Origin of the sequence: Hymenobacter baengnokdamensis (assembly GCF_008728635.1) — a bacterium.
GTDB classification, from domain to species: Bacteria; Bacteroidota; Bacteroidia; order Cytophagales; family Hymenobacteraceae; genus Hymenobacter; species Hymenobacter baengnokdamensis.
In genome coordinates this window covers 3,024,189-3,045,487 of the sequence record NZ_CP044285.1, presented here as the reverse complement: position 1 = coordinate 3,045,487, position 21,299 = coordinate 3,024,189, and the positions used below count along the sequence as shown (strand labels likewise).

Annotated in this window: 19 protein-coding genes; 9 read left to right on the top strand and 10 right to left on the bottom strand. The window is 59.8% G+C overall.

The window, feature by feature from the left end; genetic code table 11:
- Positions 1-111: 111 nt before the first annotated feature.
- The 5 genes from F6X24_RS13035 to F6X24_RS13015 all read right to left on the bottom strand — a co-directional run bounded on the left by F6X24_RS13035 (position 112) and on the right by F6X24_RS13015 (position 6,733).
- Complete coding sequence (locus F6X24_RS13035) at positions 112-1,236, bottom strand: TlpA disulfide reductase family protein (protein WP_191906320.1); 1,125 nt, start codon at positions 1,234-1,236, stop codon at positions 112-114.
- A gap of 109 nt (positions 1,237-1,345) precedes the next feature.
- Positions 1,346-2,809 (bottom strand): Asp-tRNA(Asn)/Glu-tRNA(Gln) amidotransferase subunit GatB, encoded by a 1,464-nt coding sequence (gene gatB / locus F6X24_RS13030; RefSeq protein ID WP_151088417.1) that lies wholly within the window; start codon positions 2,807-2,809, stop codon positions 1,346-1,348.
- A gap of 191 nt (positions 2,810-3,000) precedes the next feature.
- A complete protein-coding gene (locus F6X24_RS19170; RefSeq protein WP_151088416.1) occupies positions 3,001-4,656 on the bottom strand; it encodes an OmpA family protein in 1,656 nt (551 codons plus the stop codon).
- Positions 4,657-4,942: 286 nt separating this feature from the next.
- A complete protein-coding gene (locus F6X24_RS13020; RefSeq protein WP_151088415.1) occupies positions 4,943-5,770 on the bottom strand; it encodes a toxin-antitoxin system YwqK family antitoxin in 828 nt (275 codons plus the stop codon).
- Between the two features lie 36 nt (positions 5,771-5,806).
- The gene (locus F6X24_RS13015; RefSeq protein WP_151088414.1) at positions 5,807-6,733 is read right to left on the bottom strand and encodes an SPFH domain-containing protein; all 927 of its coding nucleotides are present in this window, start codon (positions 6,731-6,733) and stop codon (positions 5,807-5,809) included.
- A gap of 307 nt (positions 6,734-7,040) precedes the next feature.
- Between F6X24_RS13015 and F6X24_RS13010 the strand changes: the two genes are divergently transcribed.
- The 4 genes from F6X24_RS13010 (at position 7,041) to F6X24_RS12995 (ending at position 10,656) form a co-directional block, all read left to right on the top strand.
- Positions 7,041-8,252 (top strand): chloride channel protein, encoded by a 1,212-nt coding sequence (locus tag F6X24_RS13010; RefSeq protein ID WP_229725086.1) that lies wholly within the window; start codon positions 7,041-7,043, stop codon positions 8,250-8,252.
- A 92-nt stretch (positions 8,253-8,344) separates the two neighbouring features.
- Entirely contained in the window at positions 8,345-9,571 is a 1,227-nt protein-coding gene (locus tag F6X24_RS13005) for a BamA/TamA family outer membrane protein (RefSeq protein WP_151088413.1), read from the top strand.
- A 159-nt stretch (positions 9,572-9,730) separates the two neighbouring features.
- Entirely contained in the window at positions 9,731-10,183 is a 453-nt protein-coding gene (locus F6X24_RS13000) for a MarR family winged helix-turn-helix transcriptional regulator (protein WP_151088412.1), read from the top strand.
- Positions 10,184-10,221: 38 nt separating this feature from the next.
- Positions 10,222-10,656 (top strand): organic hydroperoxide resistance protein, encoded by a 435-nt coding sequence (locus F6X24_RS12995; protein ID WP_229725084.1) that lies wholly within the window; start codon positions 10,222-10,224, stop codon positions 10,654-10,656.
- 92 nt (positions 10,657-10,748) lie between these two features.
- On the opposite strand, the gene F6X24_RS12990 is transcribed toward F6X24_RS12995, so the two are convergent.
- Positions 10,749-11,165 carry a YtxH domain-containing protein gene (locus tag F6X24_RS12990; RefSeq protein WP_151088411.1) on the bottom strand — a complete coding sequence of 139 codons (417 nt, stop codon included), beginning with the start codon at positions 11,163-11,165 and terminating at the stop codon, positions 10,749-10,751.
- 138 nt (positions 11,166-11,303) lie between these two features.
- Entirely contained in the window at positions 11,304-11,858 is a 555-nt protein-coding gene (locus F6X24_RS19335; protein WP_151088410.1) for a CsbD family protein, read from the bottom strand.
- A 291-nt stretch (positions 11,859-12,149) separates the two neighbouring features.
- Between F6X24_RS19335 and F6X24_RS12980 the strand changes: the two genes are divergently transcribed.
- Complete coding sequence (locus F6X24_RS12980; protein WP_151088409.1) at positions 12,150-12,521, top strand: cupin domain-containing protein; 372 nt, start codon at positions 12,150-12,152, stop codon at positions 12,519-12,521.
- Between the two features lie 201 nt (positions 12,522-12,722).
- A complete protein-coding gene (locus tag F6X24_RS12975) occupies positions 12,723-13,265 on the top strand; it encodes an RNA polymerase sigma factor (protein ID WP_151088408.1) in 543 nt (180 codons plus the stop codon).
- Between the two features lie 108 nt (positions 13,266-13,373).
- Here F6X24_RS12975 and F6X24_RS12970 read toward each other — a convergent pair whose 3' ends face one another.
- Positions 13,374-13,799 carry a response regulator gene (locus tag F6X24_RS12970; RefSeq protein ID WP_151088407.1) on the bottom strand — a complete coding sequence of 142 codons (426 nt, stop codon included), beginning with the start codon at positions 13,797-13,799 and terminating at the stop codon, positions 13,374-13,376.
- Between the two features lie 30 nt (positions 13,800-13,829).
- Positions 13,830-14,201, bottom strand: a complete 372-nt coding sequence (locus F6X24_RS12965; RefSeq protein WP_191906319.1) for a sensor histidine kinase — start codon at positions 14,199-14,201, stop codon at positions 13,830-13,832.
- 618 nt (positions 14,202-14,819) lie between these two features.
- Between F6X24_RS12965 and F6X24_RS12960 the strand changes: the two genes are divergently transcribed.
- Positions 14,820-15,101 carry a hypothetical protein gene (locus F6X24_RS12960; protein WP_151088405.1) on the top strand — a complete coding sequence of 94 codons (282 nt, stop codon included), beginning with the start codon at positions 14,820-14,822 and terminating at the stop codon, positions 15,099-15,101.
- 362 nt (positions 15,102-15,463) lie between these two features.
- Here the strand turns inward: F6X24_RS12960 and F6X24_RS12955 are convergent, their stop codons facing one another.
- Positions 15,464-17,650 (bottom strand): glutamine synthetase III family protein, encoded by a 2,187-nt coding sequence (locus tag F6X24_RS12955; RefSeq protein ID WP_151088404.1) that lies wholly within the window; start codon positions 17,648-17,650, stop codon positions 15,464-15,466.
- A gap of 254 nt (positions 17,651-17,904) precedes the next feature.
- Here F6X24_RS12955 and F6X24_RS12950 point away from each other — a divergent pair, with 254 nt between their 5' ends.
- Complete coding sequence (locus F6X24_RS12950; RefSeq protein ID WP_151088403.1) at positions 17,905-19,776, top strand: LTA synthase family protein; 1,872 nt, start codon at positions 17,905-17,907, stop codon at positions 19,774-19,776.
- Positions 19,777-19,836: 60 nt separating this feature from the next.
- Positions 19,837-21,177 carry a tRNA (N(6)-L-threonylcarbamoyladenosine(37)-C(2))-methylthiotransferase MtaB gene (gene mtaB, locus F6X24_RS12945; RefSeq protein WP_151088402.1) on the top strand — a complete coding sequence of 447 codons (1,341 nt, stop codon included), beginning with the start codon at positions 19,837-19,839 and terminating at the stop codon, positions 21,175-21,177.
- Positions 21,178-21,299: the final 122 nt, after the last annotated feature.

The following is a 21,299-nucleotide window of genomic DNA, read 5'->3' as shown; positions in this document are numbered from 1 at the left end:
AAACTACTTTATAAAGTAATATTTTATAATATATACTATTTATAATATATAAAATTAAAAAGGCTCATCTCCACAGATGAGCCTTTTTGCTTTATTAGGTGTCCTCGATACTTACTTCAGCACTTCCGCCAGCTTGGCTTCCAGGGCCTGCCCCCGCAGGTTTTTAGCGATGATTTTACCCTGCGGGTCGAGCAGAAACGACTGCGGAATAGCCTGCACGCCATAGGCTGCCGCCGCCGCATTGTTCCACTTCTTGAGGTCCGATACGTGGTTGGGCCACACGAGGCCGTCGGCCGCAATGGCTTTGGTCCAACGGTCTTTGTCATCGTCGAGCGACACGCTGAATACCGTGAAGCCCTGGCCTTTATCCTTGTACTCGTTGTAGGCTTTCACTACGTTCGGGTTTTCCTGGCGGCAGGGGCCGCACCAACTGGCCCAGAAATCCACGAGCACGTACTTGCCGCGCAGGCTTTTAAGGGAAAGCGCCTTGCCATCGGGCTGCGCCAGATTGATTTCGGGGGCTGTCGCGCCAACGGCGGTAGCCCGCATGGGCTCGAGGCGCTCGGTCAGGGCCTGGGTAAAAGGCGAGCCCGGATTGGCCTTGCGCTGAATGCCCGCGATAGAGTCGGCAAAGGCAAAGTCCTCATCGGGGTTTACGAAGCTAAGGGTGGCAAAGCCCGCCGCCACGGAGGCCGCATTTTGCCGGATTACGCGCCTGGCCCGGGCGGCCGTGGCGCGCTGCAACACAGTATACTGCTGTTCGATAATGGGCAGCGAGTCGGTGCGACCCGCCTGGCCGGCAGCATTGTAGCGCTGCACAATGCGTTGCAGCTTATCCTTGTTGGCGCTCATAGTGCGCGTCAGCTGCTGAATAATCTCCGAATCTTTTGAGCCTTTCACCGAGTAGCTAGCGGGCAGGCTTTTGGCATCGCCCGCCAGCGAGAGGTGCGTTTTATTGTCGAGCACCAGCAATACCTGGTTGGGCTCGTCGAGCTTGAGCTGGTAAACAGCCGCCGTAACGGGCAGCGTGCCTTTGAAGGTAAATCTTCCCTGGGCATCGGTTTTAGCGGTGCCACGCTCCACAAACTGGCTGCTGGTCAGCTCCGAGAGATGGAGCGTGGTGCCAGCCGGCACGTTACGCAGCTGGCCATTAATCTGGTAGCCCTCGGCGGCGCTGGCGTTTTGGCAGGCATTTACGAGGCCGAGCAATGCCACAGCAACGAGGGTAGGTTTCATAAAGCGAGTCATTGAACTTGAAAAGGGGAAATGCCACCGGACTTTGCCTGCGACTGCCGCACAAAGCTAAAATACGGGTACTTGGTTCCGATACAGCGGAGTTTGCCGCTTAGCCGTCGAGGCCCTGGCGCAGCAGCTGGTTGGCCAGCTTAGGGTCGGCCTTGCCACCGGTGAGCTTCATAAGCTCACCCATAAACATGCCGGTGAGCGACTTTTTACCGGCCCGGTACTCGGCTACCTTGACTGGGTTGGCAGCCAGCACCTGCTGCACCAGCGCCTCCAGCTCGCCGGCCTCGGCTTTGGTGAGCAGGCCCAACTCTTCGGCCGCACCGGTGGCGTTAGCCTGCGGGTGGTCAAGCAGGTAGGGAAACAGCTGCTTGCTGGCTACCGAGTAGTTAAGCTTGCCGGCTTCAATCAGCTCGATGATGCCGGCCAGCTGGCCGGGGTCCATGGGAAAATCGGCTATTTCGAGGGCCCGCTCATTGAGGTACGACTTTACGGGGCCCATTATCCAGTTGGCGGCGGCTTTGGCACTGGCGGGGGGCAGCAGGCGGGCCAGGTCGTCGAAGTACTGCGCTACTTCTTTCTGGTCGATGAGCACGTTGGCATCGTAGTCGCTCAGGCCCAGCTCGCCGGTAAAGCGGGCGTAGAGCTGCTGGGGCAGGGCCGGCAGCTCGGCCTGCACCCGGTGCAGCCAGGCATCGTCCACGATAAGCGGGGGCAAATCGGGCTCCGGGAAGTAGCGGTAGTCGTTCAGGGTTTCCTTCGAGCGCTGGCCGCTGGTGGTGCCGCTGGCCGCATCAAAGCCCCGCGTTTCGGAATCTACCTCACTGCCATTCTCCAGAATCTCAATCTGCCGGCGCACTTCGTGCTCAATGGCGCGCTGCACGTTGCGGAAGGAGTTCATATTCTTGACTTCCACCTTGGTACCGTATTCGGCGGCCCCTTTTTTCATCACGCTCACGTTGGCATCGCAGCGCAGCGAACCTTCTTCCATATTGCCGTCGCAGATGCCCAGGTACTGCACCAGCTTCTTGATTTCGGTCAGGTAGGCGTAAGCTTCTTCCTCGGTTCGAATATCGGGTTCCGACACAATTTCAATCAACGGCACTCCGGCGCGGTTCAGGTCTACCAGGGTTTCAGTTTCGCCGGCCAGGTGCAGGCTTTTGCCCGCGTCTTCCTCCATGTGAATGCGCGTGATGCCGATGCGCCGCGTGCTCCCATCAGCCAGGCGGATATCGACGTGGCCACCGTGGCAAATCGGGGTTTTGTCCTGGGTAATCTGGTAGCCTTTAGGCAGGTCGGGATAAAAGTAGTTTTTGCGCGCAAACAGGTTCTCGCGGGTTATCTGGCAGTTGGTAGCCAGGCCCATCTTAAGCGCAAAATCCACAGCCGTGCGGTTTACGCGGGGCAGCGTGCCAGGATGGCCGAGAGTAATGACCGAGAGGTTGGTATTGGGCAGCGAGCCGTACTCATTCTCGTCGGAAGAATACATTTTACTGTGTGTCAGCAGCTGAGCGTGTACTTCGAGCCCGATAACGGGCTGGTAGCTGGCAAGGAGGGCGTCGTCCATAGAAGCAGGTTTGGCGGGGCGCGACAGCTTCCGTCGCAACCGGCCTGCAAGTTAAAGCCGATTCGGTGCGCCATCGTTTTGCGGTTCTGCTTATCGTATGCTTTCAGCTTCACAAAGCCCCACAAAAAAGCAGCCCGCTCAGGGTGAGCAGGCTGCTTTTCAGGGTAGCCGCACGGGCGGCGGGTGGGCGCTTACTTCTTGCGCTTCACCGGGGCCTTATGGGCGGGGGCTTTGCGGGCCGGAGCCTTTTTGGTGGCCGCCTTTTTCACCTCGGCCTCCGTGGGCTCGGCCGGGGCCGGGCCGTACTTCACTTCGGCCGCATTTGCCTCGCCGGTCAGGAAGGGGTCGAAGTCCACCCGGCGGTTCAGGGCCTGGCCGGCGGCCGTCTTGTTGTCGGCAATGGGCTTGGTTTCACCATAGCCCCGGCTCTCGATGCGGGCGGCCGGAATGCCTTTGCTCAGCATGTAAGCGCGGGCTGAGGCGGCGCGCTCGTAGCTCAGGCGCAGGTTGTAGGCATCATCGCCCTTGCTGTCGGTGTGGCCGGCAATGCTGAGGCTATAATCCGGATAGTCGTTCATGATTTGCACCATCTGCTCGAGCTTCGGATACGAGGACGGCTTCAGGGTAGCCTTGTCGAAGTCGAACTGGATGTACTTGGTGGCCTCGTTGAGGATTTTCTTGGCCTCGGCCTTAATCTCGGGGCAGCCTTTGTTGGAGGCGGGGCCGGCGCGGTCGGGGCAGCGGTCCTGGTAGTCGGGTACGCCGTCGCCGTCGCGGTCGAGCGGGCAGCCAGTGGCATCCACTTTCACGCCCGAGGGAGTGCCGGGGCACTTGTCGAGGTAGTCGGGTACGCCATCGCCATCAGCATCGAGCGGGCAGCCCGTGGCGTCGACGCGCACGCCGGCCGGGGTGTTGGGGCACTTGTCGTCGTTGTCGGCCACGCCGTCGCCGTCAGCATCGGGGCAGCCCTGCAGGGCCGGCAGCCCTTTCACGGTGGGGCACTTATCCTGGTAGTCGGCTACGCCGTCGCCGTCGGTATCAACCGGGCAGCCGTTGACGTCCACCTTCACGCCGGCGGGGGTGTCGGGGCACTTGTCCTTGCGGTCGGGCACGCCATCGCCGTCCGTATCCTTGGCTTTGCCAAAGTTGGCGGTCAGGCCCGCCGAAAACTGCATGTAGCGGTCGTACTTGTTGAGCCAGGTAACGCTATTGCTCGAAACACCGTCCAGGCGGGCATCGGCATCATCACCGCCGCTGAACAACATATGCTGGCCGGCCTGGGCAAACAGGCTGAAGCCTGGGGTGAGGCGGAAGGTTAAGCCTGCCGCAGCCTGCGCATCAAACGAGCCATAGCTCAAGTGGCTGGCTACGGTCGAATACCCCGCATAGCGGTCAGTATAAATAATCGATAAGCCCGGCTGCAGCAAGAGATAAGGCTGAATGAAAGCGTCTTCTTTCAACGCCCAGCCATTATTGAGCTTGAATTTGAAGCCGATGCCCAGCGAGGTCACATTGGCGTAGAAGCGGCGGGCGTTGGCGTTCACCCCGTAGGGAGATGTAAACGTGCCGCCCCCGCTCGGGTCGGCCGGATAGCGCAGCGTAGCCTGATTGCCCGACAGGTTGATGTCGATGCCCTTGCTCAGGTAGTGGCTCAGGGTGAGACCGCCGCCATAGGTCAGGCTGCGAGTGTCCCAGTAATTTTCGCCCAGGTCGCCGTGGTATTGCAGGGCCGACACATAGCCGCTCACGCCCCATTTCTGGTCGGCGGTTTGTGCCTGGCTGCGCGGCGCGGCGGCCAGCAGGCCGGCCGCACTTAGCATCGCGGTTTTGAATAAGAGGTGCTTCATGATAAAATGAAAGAAAAGCGCTGGTTAAGGGCAAAACCAGCAGGGAAAGAGTGTAAAAGCATTGAGAAACAATAGTGCAACGAACTGAGGTCGTGCTTAGACTTGGGCTTTACGCGAGAGAAGATATTTTGGCTGAATTGAAGCCTTATCTTCTCCTGAACTACCTCAATTCTACTACTACCCCGACCTAACGTATCGGCACAAAGATACTACGCTTACTGTTTCGCTTATCCATCAATACTTCATAAATGAAGCTCGCTGGCTCTTCCCATTGTTAAAGAGCATTTTACCGCATGTGTCTGCCGGTTGCCAACAAATCTACCGACATCCGGCAGGCGAAAGCGGCCACTTCGCCGTCGCGCTGGCCCGGCAAAAAGCGCCGGGGCAGCTGCTGGAACGCCTGCACCAGCGCTGCCGAAATTACCGGCAGCTGGGTCGATAGCAGCTCGGAAGCCCGCACGCTGCCCCCCAGCGCCGTTACCAGTGCCGGATACAGGGCCGATACTACGGGAGACCGCACGCTGCCATCTTTGGCCACCTCGAAATACACCTCAACATACTGAGCCGTAGGTGATGCGGCTATCAGCTCCCGCTGCATATACGAGAGCCGCAGCTGATGCGCCAGGTCGCTTTTCAGCATTACCTCGCCCCCTGGGTACAGGGGCGGCTGCTCATAAGGAGTGTAGGGTAGCGGCTGGCCGGCTGGCCCGTAGCAGTAGCCCAGCATCTCCTGGTTATTGGCATAAGTTGTCTGGCGCTTAAGCGTGCCATTGGGGTAGTACACAAGCAGGCTATGCGGTTGCCCGTTTATAAAATCCTCCCTCGACTGAAGCTGTCCGCTTTCGTACCAGCTGGTAGCTACCCCCCATCTTCGAGTAGGCTGCTGGCTAATAAACGGCGTATAAGACTTCAGCCGGCCCGAAGCATAGTAAACCCGCACCACTCCTTTCAGGCTGTCGCACTGCAGCACCTCCTGGCATTCTCCCTCCTGGCTCGTGCTTGAGCTTACCCGCCGCAAGGCCGGAGGGTCGGGCGCGATACTATCCGCAGCCAGCTGCTGAGCCCGGCTGCCCAGCGGCAGCAGCAGGCACAGTGAATATAGTATTTTTACCATATTAAAGAACCTGTTAGTAGTTCCTTTACCTGCTCCTTAGCGGGTGGCCGGCCGGTCGAGGTGCTGGAGGGCGGTCATATTGCGCAGGCTTTTTTCCAGGCCCTCGTTGGAGCCGTCGAGGAAGATGACGTTGCCTTTGCCCTGCTCGGCAAAGTGCTTGATGGCCTCGGTCCACATCGAAAAATACACCAGCGAGGGGTCGAGGTTATTTTCGGCCAGCTCCTGCACGGCGTGGGCCATACCCTTGGTTACTTCTTCGCGGAACAGCGCCACGCCCTGGCCACGTAGCTGGGCCGCTATTTTCTCAGCTTCGGCCGATATCTTGATGGCATTGCCTTCGGCCTCGGCCGATTTTGTTTTGGTAATAAGCAAGGCCTGGCCTTCGTTTTCGGCGGCAGCCTTGAGGTTATTGGACGCCACTACTTTAGCCATCGACCGCATGATTTCCTCGTCGAAGGCGATATCATTCAATTGCAGGTCAATCAGATGATAGCCCCAGCTTTCGAGCGTCTCATCGAGCTGGTCTTTCACGTGCAGCACAATTTCGCCGCGCAGGCTCAGCACCGCCGCCTGGCGCTGCGTGGCCACAAAGGCCCGGATGCTGCCCTCTACCGTGCGGATGAGCGCCTGCATAAGACTACGCTCATCGACAAACTTAAAGGCCACGTTCTTAATGGTTTCATCGGCCTGGTTCAGCACCGAGTACACGAGCATGGCCTTAAAATTGACGTTAGCCTGGTCGATGGTAATGGCCTGAAACTCCAGCTCCAGCGAGCGGTTCTGGATAGAGATGCGCTTGAAAACTGTTTCAATAAATGGCAGCTTGAAGTTCAGGCCCGGCATCATGACGCGTCGGTATTTTCCGAAAACCGTGACGACGGCCACCGTGCCCTGCGGCACAATGACGTAGCTCAGAAACAAAGTCAGTAGCAGCAAGCCGAGGAGCACCAGCGAAAAGCTCATGGGTGAGAGGCAAAAAGTGAGATAAAGAAGCTGAACAGCCGGCAAGATAGGCGCTTTTTCCGAAGTCCGCTGGCCGGTGTATCGCCGGAGCAGAGCAGTTATTACAGGCAGCTTGCCGACTTATTTTTACCGCGCTTTGCCGCACTTTTCTGGTAAGGCTGCCCTCCGGCAGCGCCGCGCCGCCGGAAGGCAGTCTGCCAGCAGCAGCTTGATCAATCCGTTACTTAGCGGCGTGGTTACACCTTCTTTCTTTCGCGCACTCCGTTCCTTTGGGTCTGCTTCTGCCATCGATACGGCCTGGTTTACTTTGCGCTGGCTGCTGCTGGCAGCCTTGGTTGGGGCGCTGGCTGGCACTGCCTCGGCCGGCTTTTTGGCGAGCCTCGAGTGGGTAACCGCCTGGCGCGCCGCCCACGCCTGGGCGCTGGCGCTATTGCCTGTGGGCGGCCTCGTGGTGGGGCTGTGCTACCATTATTTTGGCAATCGCGTGGTGCGGGGCAATAACCTCATTCTCGACGAGATTCATGCGCCCGGCGAAACCCTGCCCCTGCGCCTGGTGCCGCTGGTGCTGGGCGGTACGCTGCTCACGCACCTGCTGGGCGGCTCGGCCGGGCGCGAGGGCACCGCCGTGCAGATGGGGGCCGCGCTGGCCGACCAGCTGGCCCGCTGGCTGCCCCGGCACGAGCGCCGGCTCCTGCTTATCGCGGGGATGAGCGCCGGCTTTGCCTCGGTGTTTGGGACGCCGCTGGCGGGCGCAGTATTTGGGCTGGAGGTGTATTTGCTGGGCCAGGCCCGCTACGAGGCCATTTTGCCGAGCTTCCTGGCCGCCGTGATAGCCGATGTGGTTACGCGTGCCTGGGGCGTGGGGCATACCGCCTACCCTACCCTGGCCACGCTGCCGCTTACCCTGGGTGGCCTCGCCGCAGCGCTGGCGGCGGGCGCAGTCTTTGGAATCGCGGCGCGGGTATTTGCGACGCTTACGCACGCTATTGCGCGGGTTTTTGCCCAGGCCATTGCTTATCCGCCGCTGCGCCCCGTGGTGGGGGGCGCCCTGGTAGCCGCCGCCATGTGGGGACTGGGTACCATGCGCTACGCCGGGCTGGGAATACCGGTGATAGTAGAGGCATTTCAACACCAGCTGAGGGCAACCGATTTTGCCTTTAAGCTGCTGCTAACGGCCCTCACGCTGGGAGCCGGCTTCAAGGGGGGAGAAGTAACGCCGCTTTTTTTTATTGGGGCGGCACTGGGCTCGGCGCTGGCGGGCATTCTGCCGCTGCCGGTGGCGCTGCTGGCAGGCATGGGCTTCGTGGGGGTGTTTGCGGGAGCGGCCAATACGCCGCTGGCCTGCTTGCTGATGGGGCTCGAATTATTCGGGGTACACGCGGGTATTTACCTGGGTATAAGCTGCGTGACAGCGTATTTATTCTCGGGGCACAGCGGTATCTACAGCTCGCAGGTGGTAAGCCAGGCCAAGCGGCCGCTGCTGAGCCGGCAGGCCGGGCAGCCGCTTGGTAAGCTCTAGGCCGCGGGCCTGGCTGGCCGCTTTGACGGGTGAGGACCAAAAATATCAAATCATTAGGTGCGTCTGCTGGTTGAATGGCGGATTAAGAACTAATGCTGGTTAAAAGATTACGCATCCTGGCGCTGCTGGCGCTACCTACCCTGGCTGCTCAAGCGCAGGCGCCGCTGCCAACCCCGCCCGACTCCGTGCCCCACCCTACCAAGGATGTGGGGGACCTGGCGCGCCAGCTGTTTCCGCGCCGCCACCCCAGGCCCGCAGCCGCCGACTCTACCCAGCGCCGTAAAGTCAAAACCCATTCGCTGGTGCCGCTGCCCGCCGTAGCCTATACCCTGGAAGCCCGATTTCTGGCCACACTCACCACCAGCTACACCTTTCAGCGGCCCCAGGCCAACCTCTCGGCGCTTTCGGCTACGCTCACCTACACGCAAAACCAGCAGCTGATTCTGGCTTTTAATGGTCCGCTCTGGACCAGCCACAACCGCAGCCTCTGGCTGGCCGACTACCGTCTGCTGCACTACCCGCAGCAGACCTACGGCCTGGGCAGCAATGCCAGCATTCATGATGCCATTGCTATGGATTACAACCTGTTGCGCATTCACCAGAGCTATTACCATCAGGTTGGCAAATCAGGAAGCCTCTATATAGGAGGCGGCTATTTCTTCGACTCGCGCTGGAATATCGTAAGTGTAGACGGCGACGGGCGGCCCGTATCCCAGATTTCGGGCTACCAGCCGGGCGTAAATGGGCGCTCTGCCTCCGCGGGGCTGGTGGTGTCGGTGCTGCGCGATGCGCGCGCCAATCAGCTGCACCCGGCCGCCGGCGAAAGCTACCTGTTTCTGGCGCTGCGGGCCAATATGCAAGCCTTGGGCTCTGATGCCAGCTACCGGCTTCTTCAACTTGATACCCGGCGCTACCTGGCGGCCGGCCCACGCGGCAACGTACTGGCTTTCTGGCTGTATGGTGATTTTACCACGGGCCAGGCCGCGCCTTACCTCGACCTGCCCGCCACCGGGTGGGATACCTATAGCGTTACCGGTCGGGGCTACATCCAGGGCCGCTTTCGCGGTACCAGCCTCGTGTATGGGGAAGCTGAGTATCGCTTTAACCTGACGCGCTCACGGGTGCTCGGCGGCGTGGTCTTCGTCAATGGCGAGTCGGCCCGCAACCCCAGCACCGGCTACGGACGGGTAGCCCCGGCCGCCGGCACCGGCCTGCGGATATGTTTGAGCAAGAAGGCAGCTACCTACCTGGCAGTAGATTACGCCTGGGGAATCCAGGGGTCACAGGGAGTATTTTTTAACCTGGGCGATGTGTTTTAAGATGGCTTTTTTCCGAATCAATCCAGGTAGCCAATCGATTAGGTACCCCGGTTTTCAAAGTCAGCCACGGGCTGCCAGCGTTTCAGCGAAGAAACAGCCATTTTAATTGTGCACAATCAAACATTGCGCAACTAATGCTGGTTTTGCTCCCTGAACGCCATGAGTACCACTTCTACTTCCAATGCCCCCCATCCTGCGCTGAAGCTGGAAAATCAGCTGTGCTTTCCGCTCTATGCCGTTTCGCGGCAGCTGACCAAAGCTTATCAGCCGTTGTTGCAGGAGCTGGGGCTTACGTACCCGCAGTACCTGGTATTTCTGCTGCTGTGGGAATATGAGCGACTTACGGTAAAGGAGCTGGGCGAAAAGCTGCTGCTCGACTCCGGGACGCTTACCCCGCTGCTCAAGCGCATGGAGCAAAAGCAGTGGCTCAGCCGCCGCCGCGCTCCTCACGACGAGCGCCTGGTGATAGTCGAGCTACTGCCGGCCGGGCGTGCCCTGGAAGCCCAGGCCCGCGGCATCCCCACTCAAATGCTGGAAAAGCTGCATATGAGCCCAGCCCAGGCCGGTGCCCTGCGCGCTCAGCTTATTCACTTGCTTGCCCAGTTGGCTTAGTCCGACTATTTTTTCACCCAAACCCTTTTCAGTACCTTATGAAAATCCAGAAAGTTTTCACCGCCCAGGCTAAAGCCGAAGGTGGCCGCGATGGCCACGTCACCAGCGCAAATAACGTGCTCGACCTTACCCTGAGCACGCCCAAGGAAATGGGCGGCCCCGGCAAGGCCGGCGCTACCAACCCCGAGCAGCTGTTTGCCGCCGGCTATGCCGCTTGCTTTGAAGGCGCGCTGGGCGTAGCCGCCCGCCAGGCCAAGCTCAAGCTGGAAAAAGTTACTGTGGAGGCACTTATCGGCTTTGGCCAGGCCGAGGACGGCGGCTACGGCATATCGGCCGACCTGCACGTCAACCTGCCCGGCCTGGAGCAAAAGCAGGCCGAAGCGCTGGTAGAAGCCGCGCATGGCATCTGCCCCTACTCGCGCGCCACCAGAGGCAACATTGAGGTAAATCTCACTACCACCACCAACGCGTAAAGCGCTCATTACCAAAGCAAGGACGTCCGTCCGGCTGCCCAGGGCAGCCGGACGGACGTCCTTGCTTTTTGACTGTTTTCTAAACAAAGCACCTACAAGGCGCGGTGGCGGCCCTCGCCGGCATCGCCGTCGTAGTCGAGGTCGTCGCGGTTATGGGTGCCATAATCCTCATCACCGGCTATCGACAGGTGATTGCCCGCCCCTTTTGGGGTAGCCAGGTCGCCGGGCTCGGCAGCGCCCTGGCCGCCCATCGAGTTGAAAAGGGCATCAGCGCTGCGGCGGTCTTCACTCACCGCCGCGTCGGGGTTGGTGCTGGGCGGGGCTTCGTGCAGCTTGGTAAGGGCCTCCTTTGCCAGCTTGCCAAGCTCGTCGCCCCACTTGCGAGCCGATGCCAGCAGCCCGGCGCGGGCTTCTTCGCCGGTTTCGGGAGCCAGCAGCAGGCCGGCCACTATACCGGCCGTGGCCCCGGCCAGAAGCGAAACAATGACTTTTCCGTTGTCGTTGGGCATGAGTGAAAAGAAGTTAAAAGTGAAGGAATACCTGCTAAGCGAGTCAAAGTTAACGACTAACGCTACCCGATGGTTGACTTTTAACGCAAAAACCCCGCGCCGGGCGGCGCGGGGTTTTTAAAGCTTTAAAAAGCCTGCTTAGGCTTTGTGCGCGTTGTCGGCACCCTTTTGGGCAGCATCAGCACCTTTTTGAGCGGTATCTGCGCCTTTTTGAGCGGCATCAGCACCCTTCTGGGCTACGTCCTGACCTTTGCCAGCCAGGTCGTTGATGATTTTAGTAACTTCCGACTTGCCTTTGCCAAGCTTGTCTTGCAGCTTGCCCACGAGCTCATCGCCTTTGCCTTCGGCATAGGTCAGGTCCTCATCGGTCAGCTGAGCGTATTGCTGCTTCAGCTTGCCTTTGATGTCGTCCCAGTTGCCTTTGATATTGAGGCTGCCACCGGCGCCCAGCACTCCAAGGTCTTCGAGCTTGTCAGACAAGCCTTTGAATTTAGTTTCGAGGTCAGCGCTATACTTATTGAACTGCTCGCCCAGCTGCCCGCCGTAGTTTTTAGCGGTGCCTTTCCAGTTTTCGAGCGTGGCCGAGCCTTTATCGGGGGCCAGCAGAATGCCAGCGATGATACCGGCGCTAGCGCCAGCGAGGGCGGCGAGGAGAATTTTGCCTGCGTTGTTATCTTCTTCGCGGTACGACATGAGAAGGAAAAGAAAAAGGGTAAGGTGAAGTGGTCGGGGCCGGCTCGGTACTGGCCGTCAGCCCGGTTTTGGCAGCTATACGGGTGCCACGGCGGGGGGTTGGGGTAGCGCCCTATTTTATTGCCGGCAGCCGGGAGCCTTTCCTCTTCCCCTCACCCGGCTGCTCCATCGCCCGCGGATGTGCTGCTTTACCTGCCGGCGGCCGCCCGGCACAACAGGCAAGGCTCCGGCCGGGCCACTGCGCGGGGCCCTTACTTTTGCCGCTTCCGCACACCTTCTACTTTCCCCTTTATGGCTTCCGAAAAAAAGTACTTTCGCAATACCCAGCCTTTTGTAGTGCCTACCACCGATGGCAAGCTCATTGAGGAGCACATTGGCCTGGCCAGCACAAACACTGACCTATATAGCGTGGCGCATATGGTGGCGCCGCCGCAGTGGAGCGAGCCGCACCAGCGCCCCGAGTTTGATGAGGTAACCATTGTGGTGCGCGGCCGCAAGCGCTTCGAAATTGACGGCGACGTGGTAGAGCTGCAGGCCGGCGAGTCGCTGCTGATTAAGGCCGGGGCGCGCGTGCGCTATTCTAATCCTTTTGAGGCAGAGTGCGAATACTGGTCGATATGCGTGCCAGCCTTCAGCCCGGCTACCGTGCACCGCGAGGGATAGCGCCTCGGCACCCGGCGCCGCGGCCCCCAGCCCATAAAGCGGCCCTTCTGCTTAGCGCGGAAGGGCCGCTTTATGGCTATGCGCAGTAGCGGCCAGGGCGGTAAAAAGTTCCTGAAAAGCGCCTTATTTATTTTTCAGCTTATTAAATCCGCTGTCTTGAAACGGGCCGTAAGTGGGCAACTTCCACCCTTCCTTCCCTTAATGGAACTTCTTGAGCAAGAAGCAGAAAGCCAACTTATTCAACGCCTGTATGCCCGTGATGAGACGGCCATGGCCTTTTTTTATAAGAACTACCAGGCGGCCCTCTACCATACTATCCGGAGCATTGTGCGGCACGATGAGCTAGCCGAAGACATCCTGCAGGAGTGCATGCTGAAGTTTTGGCTGGCTTTTCCGACCTACGATGCCAGCAAGGGACGGCTTTTTACCTGGGCCATCCAGATTTGCCATAACCTGGCTATTGACCGGCTGCGTGCGCAGCGCCGTATCGCGCAGCGCACGCACTCGCTTACGGCTGATTTGCACGGCGGCCTGGCGGCGGCCACTACCTTCCGGCCCGAGCATATCGGCGTGCGCGACTGGCTGCAGCTGCTCACCCCCACCGACCGTCAGCTGCTGGAGCTGCTTTACCTGGAAGGCTACACCCAGCTCGAAACCGCTGAGGAGCTGAAGCTGCCGCTGGGCACCGTCAAAACCCGCGCCCGGCGCATTATCCGCACCCTGGCCCGCGTCATCGCCAGGTAAGGTACTGGCTAAGAAAGAGCCACTTGCCGGCTTTTGCCTTAACAATGAGCAACCCGGCAGATTGCCGCGGTTAAGCCGCTTGTACCCGCCACCTGACGGAGCGGGCCGTTAGCTATCCTCCGCAGGCTGGCCGAAGTGGTCTTGCAGTATCTGCTTGAGTTTGTCGCGGGTAAGGGGCTTGGTAAGGTAGCCGGCAATGGGCAGGCCCTTCATCTGTGCCACGTCGTGCAGGTGCAGCGAGGTAGTAAGCATGATAATGACCACCAGGGGGTTTTGACATTTGGGCCGCTGGGCGTAGGCTTTCAAAAACTCGAAGCCGTTCATCAGCGGCATCTTCATGTCGAGCAGAATCAGGGCCGGGCAGGTGGGCGAATCGGGCAGCTCGCAATGAGTATGCATCAGGTCGAGAGCCTCCTGGCCGTTGCCGGCTACCAGCACGGTGTCGCTGATGGCCATGCGCCGCAGCAGGGCTTGATTGAGAAAATTGGTGGTTTCGTCGTCGTCAACGAGCAGGGTGCAGGATATCGCGGCCATAGCGGGTCAAGTAAGCAGAAAGTAGCCGTATTACGCAGCCGAAGCAGCGGATTGAGACAGGAATACGAAAAAAGTGGTGCCGGCCCCGAGCTGGTTATACACCTCCATGCGGCCCCCGGCATTCTCGACTATGCGCTTGACCATGTAGAGGCCGATGCCGGTGCCCTCCACGTGGTCGTGGAAGCGCTGGAACATCGTGAACAGGCGAGGCAGGTGGGCCGGGGCGATGCCCAGGCCATTATCATGCACTTCGAGCACGAGGTGGCCCGTGCGCACGTGAGCGTGCACGTCGATATAGGGCGTGCGGTCGGGGTGGCGGTATTTCAGGGCGTTGCTGAGCAGATTATACACAATGCTACGCAGGTTTTTCTCGGAGAACTGCAGCAGTGGCAGCGCCGACACGTCGACAGAGAGCCGGGCGCCGGCGGCCTGCAATATGAGCTGTGGCCGCGTTGTGAGCGTGGCTGTCAGGTAGGCGTCGCCACGGCTTCTATCCGCAGGGCAGGCGATAGCAGCAGATAAACCCCAGGTAAAGCGTCGAATACGGCGAGCAGGTCAGGAGAGCCGGATATGGGGCACAGAATAACGCAGAAAGTATACAGTCAGCAGCTTGCGTTGAATGAACCCGCACGCTTCCCGGCCTGTGGGCAGGTAGCGCAGGCCGTTTGCTAATAAATATCGGCCCTGGCGCCTGTTACGCACTTATCATCTTTTTGAGAATTCCCGGAAAATGGCCAATGCAGCAAAATCCTACTATAGCCTTTTTTCAACCTAAACGGGCGTGGTAAATAACTGGTGGTAAGGTCCGTAATCTGAAAACCTACTCGCTTTAGAGCGCATAATACCTTTTAGCTACTGCTGGCCCTGAATCAGGCGTTCGCGCGGTAGCAGCTCGTCGGTGAAGAGGCACTCTACTTTCCTTGATAAAGGGTTTTCAGCCGAGTTACTCAAGCGCGTGGAGCTGGCAGTGCGTAACCGCTTTATTAAAAAAACACGCAGCTATTTCCAACTATCTGCCCAATGTTTTTCACCTTTACACCGAATATAACCAAGCTACGCCAGCTCCTATCCCCGACTAAACGAATGAAAGCTACAGCCTCCCTCCTGGCATTTGGCGCATTACTCAGCACTGCCCATGCCCAAACGCCGGTTACGACGCCTAAAACGGCCATCCCACGCGCAAGCACCTACCAAGGCCCCAAAGTGGTGAAGGACACCAAAAAACTGGGTCAGAAGATGGTGCAAAAAAGCAAGCCCGCCGATATGCGGATGCGAGCTAGTGCAGTAAAGAAGAAAGAGTAACTGCTTGCCCGCTGCGCCAAGGCTAGCCCGAAGCCCCGGACACCTCTATTACCTTGCTGCGCGGTAGCTCTACCCGTCCTACTTCATGAAATTGCCCTGCCTGCTGGTTGCGGGCGCTATCCAGGCCCAGGCTACGTTCACATCGGCCCTACCCTGGGCCGCCTAAGAACAGTGGCAGATTGACTTATTTTCTGACTGTAGCTGGTTGTCGCCACCTGCGTTTGCAGCTACGAGAGGTCGATTTTAGCTAATCAGAAAAGGTTAGGCACAAAAAAAGGCCGCGCCACCCGGCACGACCCTTTCCAAACCCGGACGCAGCGAGAATTCCCACCCAGCGCTGGTCCGTGGCTCCAACCCCAGGGCTAGTGCCGGAACAACAGTTCGCGGTACTTCACCAGGGGCCAGTCCTCATCGGCCACAAGCAGCTCAAGCTTGTCGGTCGCGCGGCGGATAGCCGCGAATTTTTCTTTTACTTCATCGCAGTACGCTACGGCGCGCTCGCGGGCATCTTCTATGCGGTTGGCCACCTTGCGGGCTGCTACCATGGCATCGACTGTCGTCTTGATGGTCGAAACATAGCGCGAGATGGATTTAATCATCTCTACGGTTACTTCGCTGTTCTCATCAAGGCCCAGCTCCCGTAGGCCGCGCACGTTCTGCACCAGCTTGTTCTGGTACGCCAGCGCAGTCGGGATTACGTGGTTTACGGCCAAATCGCCGAGTACGCGGCTCTCAATCTGGATTTTCTTGGTGTAGTCTTCCAGCAGGATTTCGTGGCGGGCGTGCAGCTCTACTTCCGAGAAGATGCCGTGGCGGGCAAACAGCTCGGCGGCGTCGGCGCGCACCAGCGCGTCGAGGGCCTGGGGCGTGGTGGCCACGTTGGCAAGGCCGCGGCGGGCAGCTTCTTCCTTCCACTCGTCGGAGTAGCCATTGCCCTCAAAGCGAATGTTTTTCGATTCGATGACGTAGGCGCGCAGCACCTCCACAATAGCCACTTCCTTCTTCTTGCCCTGGGCAATCAGCTCATCTACTTTCTCTTTGAAGTCGATAAGCTGGTCGGCTACGATGGCGTTGAGCGTGGTCATGGCCGACGAGCAGTTGGCCGACGAGCCCACGGCGCGCAGCTCAAACTTATTGCCGGTGAAGGCAAACGGCGAGGTCCGGTTACGGTCGGTATTGTCGAGCAGAATGGCCGGAATCTTATCAATACCCAGCTTTAGATATATATTATCCCCCTTATCAAGCGGCAGCTTGGCGGTGCGCTCCAGCTCGTCGAGCACGCCGTCGAGCATCGAGCCCAGAAACACCGACATGATGGCCGGCGGGGCCTCGTTGGCCCCGAGGCGGTGGTCGTTGCTGGCCGAGGCAATGCTGGCGCGCAGCAAATCGCCGTAGCGGTGCACAGCCTTTACCGTCGTGATGAAGAACGCCAGGAACTGGAGGTTTTCCTTCGGCCGACGACCGGGCGCCAGCAGGTTAACGCCGGTGTCGGTGCTCATGGCCCAGTTATTATGCTTGCCCGAGCCATTTACGCCGGCGTAGGGCTTCTCGTGCAGCAGCACTTTGAAGTTGTGCTTCAGGGCTACCCGGTCCATCACGTCCATCAACAGCTGGTTGTGGTCGATGGCCAGGTTGGCGTCCTCGAAAGTAGGCGCGCACTCAAACTGATTGGGAGCCACCTCGTTGTGGCGCGTGCGCAGCGGAATGCCGAGTGAGTTCGCTTCTTCCTCGAAGTCGAACATGAAGGCATGCACGCGGGGCGGAATCGAGCCAAAGTAGTGGTCTTCGAGCTGCTGGCCCTTGGCCGGCGCGTGGCCAAACAGCGTGCGGCCGGTCATCACCAGGTCGGGACGGGCGTCGTAGAGCGCCTTGTCGACCAGGAAATACTCCTGCTCGATGCCAAGCGTGGTATTCACGCGCTGCACGTCTTTATCGAAATATTGACATACATCAACGGCAGCCTTTTCGAGCACGGCCAGCGACTTCAGCAACGGGGCCTTGTAGTCGAGCGCCTCGCCGGTGTACGCCACGAAAATAGTGGGGATGCACAGCGTTTTGGCACCTACCGTTTCGATAATGAACGCGGGCGAGGTAGGGTCCCAGGCAGTGTAGCCGCGGGCCTCGAAGGTATTGCGGATGCCGCCGTTGGGGAAGGACGAGGCATCGGGCTCCTGCTGCACCAGCGCCGAGCCTTTGAAGTTCTCAATCGGCCGGCCGTCCGAGTTCAGGTCGAAGAACGAGTCGTGCTTTTCGGCGGTGGCACCGGTAAGGGGCTGAAACCAGTGCGTGTAGTGGGTAGCACCTTTGGCCATGGCCCAGGTTTTCATGGCCGCCGCTACGGCGTCGGCTACCGAGCGCTCGACGGGCGAGCCGTGCTTCACGGCTGCCTGCAGCTTTTTAAAGTACTCGCCGGGCATATTTGCCCGCATTGCTTCCAGGTTGAACACGTTCTGCCCAAACGAGTCGGAGCGGCGGGCGGCCAGGGGCTTTACCGTTAGCGGCTGGCGCTGGTCAACGAGTTCGAGGGCTTTAAAGCGGAGAATGGCCATGAATAAAAGGTGGGTGTCTGATTTCAAGGCAAAAATACGACTTACCTGCCAATTTCGCGTAGCGACCCCTGAACTTTCAAATGCTTTGTCGTTAAAATGCCCTATAAAGCCGGTCAAGGGGTATAAAATTTATCCCTAAAGCTATCAGCATCCTTCCGCCGGATTAGTATAAAATTACTAGCTGCCAGCCATAAGCGCTACTTCCCGGGCCAACAGATTTTCCTCAGGCCTTCACACCAGCTTAATTTTGGGCTGTGAAAAAATTTTGGCAGGCAAAAAGTCGTTTTGAGTTTCACCCACGCTATTTCTTATTCTGGGTATTGTTTTTTGAGCTGGGGCGGGCGGTATTTCTGGTTTACTACGCAGCCCAGGCCAGGCTATTACCCCTGGCTACATTGCTGGGTGCGTTTGGCTATGGCCTGCGGCTCGATGCGGCAATGGCCGCCTATCTGTGCCTGCTGCCCTTTTTGCTCTTCGTGGGGGGCAGCCTGGCAGGGCCGCGCTGGCCATTGCACCGACTGGTAACTGGCTATTCGGCAGTGATGGGCACGGTGCTGGCGCTGCTCCTGCTGGCCGACCTGGGTTTGTATCACGCCTGGGGCTTCCGGCTCGACGCCACCATTCTGCCTTACCTGTCTTCGCCCAGGGAAGTACTGGCTTCGGCCGGCAGCACACCACTGGGCGGCCTGCTGCTGGCCCTGGCCGCCGTTATGCTGGCTGGCACGGCACTTTATCGGGTGCTGGTTAGCCGGCTGCCGGCCCTGCCCGCTGGCTTTGGCCGGGGGCGCGCGGCGCTGGCCGGGCTGCTTTATACCATCCTGCTGATACCCGTGCTGCGCGGGGGCGTGCAGCAGATTCCGGTTAACCAGAGCGACGTTTATTTCTCCACGTTTCCTTTTGCCAACCACGCGGCCATCAACCCGGCCTGGAATCTGGCCGATACGGCGCTCCGCCTTAGCAGCGATGCCGCGCCGCAGCCGCACTTTATGGCCGACAGCACTGCCCAGCGGCTGGTGGCGGAGCTGTATCAGCCGCAGGACAGCTCCCAGGCCTTGGCGCTGCTCACGGAGCCCCGACCCAATGTGCTGTTTATTATTCTGGAAAGCTTCACGGCCAAGCTGGTAGGCTGCGTGGGTGGTGAGGCGGGCATTACCCCCAACCTCGACAGCCTGGCCAGGGCAAGCGTGCTGTTTACCGACATTTACGCGGCCGGCGACCGCAGCCAGAAGGGACTGGTGGCCCTGCTTTCGGGCTATCCCAACCAACCGACTACCAGCGTTATCAATTATCTGCCCAAAACCGAGCACCTGCCCCACCTGCGCCGCTCGCTGGGCGCGGCGGGCTATTCGTCGGCTTACTACTACGGCGGTGAGCTGGCTTTTGCCAATATGCGCAGCTACCTGCGCACGGCGGGCTACGAGCGGCTGGTAGACCGTGATGACTTTGCAGCCAGCGACCAGAACTCGAAGTGGGGCGCGCACGACCATGTGCTGTTCGACCGGCTCCTGACCGACCTGCCGCAGCAGCGAATCCCATTTTTTGTGACGGCCTTCACGCTGAGCAGCCACGAGCCGTTTGAGATTCCGATTCCTTCCATGCTGAAGGGAAACGACGAGACGGCGCTGTTTCGCAAATCGGTCTGGTACACCGACTGGGCGCTGGGGCGCTTTCTCAGGCAGGCCCGGCTGCAGCCCTGGTGGGCCCATACGCTGGTGGTGCTCTGCGCCGACCACGGCCACCCGCTGCCCGGCAACACACCCTACAATGCGCCGGCTAAGTTTCATATTCCGCTGGTGCTGGCCGGCGGAGCGCTGCGCCCCGCAGTAAAAGGACAGGTAATTCGCACTATCGGCTCGCAAACGGATGTGGCCACTACCCTGCTGCGCCAGCTGCACCTGCCCACGGCCAGCTACCACTGGGGACGCAACCTGCTGGCCCCGGTAGCCCTGCCCTTCGCTTATTACTGCTACGCCGATGGCCTGGGCGCCGTGGGGCCGGCCGGGGTAGTCACCTACGATAACGTGGCCAAAGCCGTAACGCGGCGCACCAGAGGGGTACCCGATAGCCAGCTGCAACGCGGCCAGGCCTACGAGCAGGAGTCGATGCGCGACTTCGGCCAGCGTTAGGCCAGGGCTGCGGCCGGCCACGCCAGGGCCGGAGCGGCTGGGTTGTAACTTTGCGGGCTGATGACACCACAAACCGTTGCCTTTTATACGCTGGGCTGCAAGCTCAATTTCTCCGAGTCGTCGGCCCTGGGCCGGCAGTTTGAAGAGCGTGGCGTGCGCCGCGTCGAGTTTGAGCAGGGGGCCGATGTTTACGTCGTAAACACCTGCTCCGTCACCGACCACGCCGACCGCAAGTGCCGACGGGTAGTGCAGCAGGCGCTTAAGCACAACCCCCGGGCTTTCGTGGCCATCGTGGGCTGCTACGCCCAGCTCAAGCCCCAGGAGATAGCCGAAATTCCCGGCGTGGGCGCGGTACTTGGCGCGGCCGAGAAGTTTCGGCTGGCTGAGATTATCGCCGGGCTGCAGCTGCCCGAGCCGGGCGCAGAGGCCGGGCCGGGCCGCGTATTCGCCTCTCCCATCAGCGAAGCGCACGAGTTTCACCCGGCGCAATCGCTGGGCGAGCGTACCCGCACTTTTCTCAAAGTGCAGGATGGCTGCGACTATTCCTGCTCGTTTTGCACCATTCCGCTGGCGCGGGGGGCGAGCCGCTCGGGCAGTATTGCCTCGGTGGTCGAGCGCGTGGAGAAGCTGGCGTCGCAGGGCGTACAGGAAATAGTGCTCACGGGCGTTAACCTGGGCGATTTTGGCATTCAGGGCGCAGAACGCGCGCGGGTCGAGAATTTCACCCAATTGGTACAAGCCCTTGACCAGGTGGCGGGCATTCGCCGCTTCCGCATCAGCTCGTGCGAGCCCAACCTGCTCACCGATGAGATTATCCAGACGGTGGCGGCCTCGCGGCGCTTTATGCCCCACTTCCACCTGCCGCTGCAAAGCGGGTCGGATAAGATTCTGGGTCTCATGCGCCGCCGCTACCGCCGGGCCCTTTACGCCGAGCGCGTGGCCCGCATCCGGGAGCTAATGCCCCACGCCGGCATCGGGGTCGATGTAATCGTGGGCTTTCCGGGCGAGACGGCAAGCGATTTCCAAGAAACATATAGTTTTTTGAATGAATTACCCGTCAGCTACCTGCACGTTTTTCCGTACTCGGAGCGGCCCAATACCCTGGCGCCTACTCTGCCCGGCCGGGTGCCCGAGCGCGTGCGCACCGAGCGCACCACCCAGCTGCGCGGCCTCTCGGAAAAGAAAAAGCGTTTTTTCTACGAGCAGCACGCTGGCTTCGAAACCGAAGTACTGTTTGAAGACGATAGTACCGATGGCCGCGTGGAAGGCTACACGCCCAACTACATCCGCGTGGCGGCCAAGTACGACCCGCTGCTGGTGGGCGAAATCCGCCCGCTGCGCCTCACCCAAGTCAACGCGCTGGGGCTGATGGAGGCCGAGGAAGTAGGACTGCTTGTCTGAAGCGCGGATTTATCGGATTCGTCGGATTACCCGGATTTTGGTGACGATTACCGAGTGTCCTTCGCCGCATAGAAAGGCCGCCCAATTGGGCGGCCTTTTTCACGTCACCAAAATCTGAGCAA

Coding starts and splice junctions, on each gene's coding strand:
- F6X24_RS13035 (WP_191906320.1), bottom strand. CDS start 1,236: ATGAAACCTACCCTCGTTGCTGTGGCATTGCTCGGCCTCGTAAATGCC.
- gatB (WP_151088417.1), bottom strand. CDS start 2,809: ATGGACGACGCCCTCCTTGCCAGCTACCAGCCCGTTATCGGGCTCGAA.
- F6X24_RS19170 (WP_151088416.1), bottom strand. CDS start 4,656: ATGAAGCACCTCTTATTCAAAACCGCGATGCTAAGTGCGGCCGGCCTG.
- F6X24_RS13020 (WP_151088415.1), bottom strand. CDS start 5,770: ATGGTAAAAATACTATATTCACTGTGCCTGCTGCTGCCGCTGGGCAGC.
- F6X24_RS13015 (WP_151088414.1), bottom strand. CDS start 6,733: ATGAGCTTTTCGCTGGTGCTCCTCGGCTTGCTGCTACTGACTTTGTTT.
- F6X24_RS13005 (WP_151088413.1), top strand. CDS start 8,345: ATGCTGGTTAAAAGATTACGCATCCTGGCGCTGCTGGCGCTACCTACC.
- F6X24_RS13000 (WP_151088412.1), top strand. CDS start 9,731: ATGAGTACCACTTCTACTTCCAATGCCCCCCATCCTGCGCTGAAGCTG.
- F6X24_RS12995 (WP_229725084.1), top strand. CDS start 10,222: ATGAAAATCCAGAAAGTTTTCACCGCCCAGGCTAAAGCCGAAGGTGGC.
- F6X24_RS12990 (WP_151088411.1), bottom strand. CDS start 11,165: ATGCCCAACGACAACGGAAAAGTCATTGTTTCGCTTCTGGCCGGGGCC.
- F6X24_RS19335 (WP_151088410.1), bottom strand. CDS start 11,858: ATGTCGTACCGCGAAGAAGATAACAACGCAGGCAAAATTCTCCTCGCC.
- F6X24_RS12980 (WP_151088409.1), top strand. CDS start 12,150: ATGGCTTCCGAAAAAAAGTACTTTCGCAATACCCAGCCTTTTGTAGTG.
- F6X24_RS12975 (WP_151088408.1), top strand. CDS start 12,723: ATGGAACTTCTTGAGCAAGAAGCAGAAAGCCAACTTATTCAACGCCTG.
- F6X24_RS12970 (WP_151088407.1), bottom strand. CDS start 13,799: ATGGCCGCGATATCCTGCACCCTGCTCGTTGACGACGACGAAACCACC.
- F6X24_RS12960 (WP_151088405.1), top strand. CDS start 14,820: ATGTTTTTCACCTTTACACCGAATATAACCAAGCTACGCCAGCTCCTA.
- F6X24_RS12955 (WP_151088404.1), bottom strand. CDS start 17,650: ATGGCCATTCTCCGCTTTAAAGCCCTCGAACTCGTTGACCAGCGCCAG.
- mtaB (WP_151088402.1), top strand. CDS start 19,837: ATGACACCACAAACCGTTGCCTTTTATACGCTGGGCTGCAAGCTCAAT.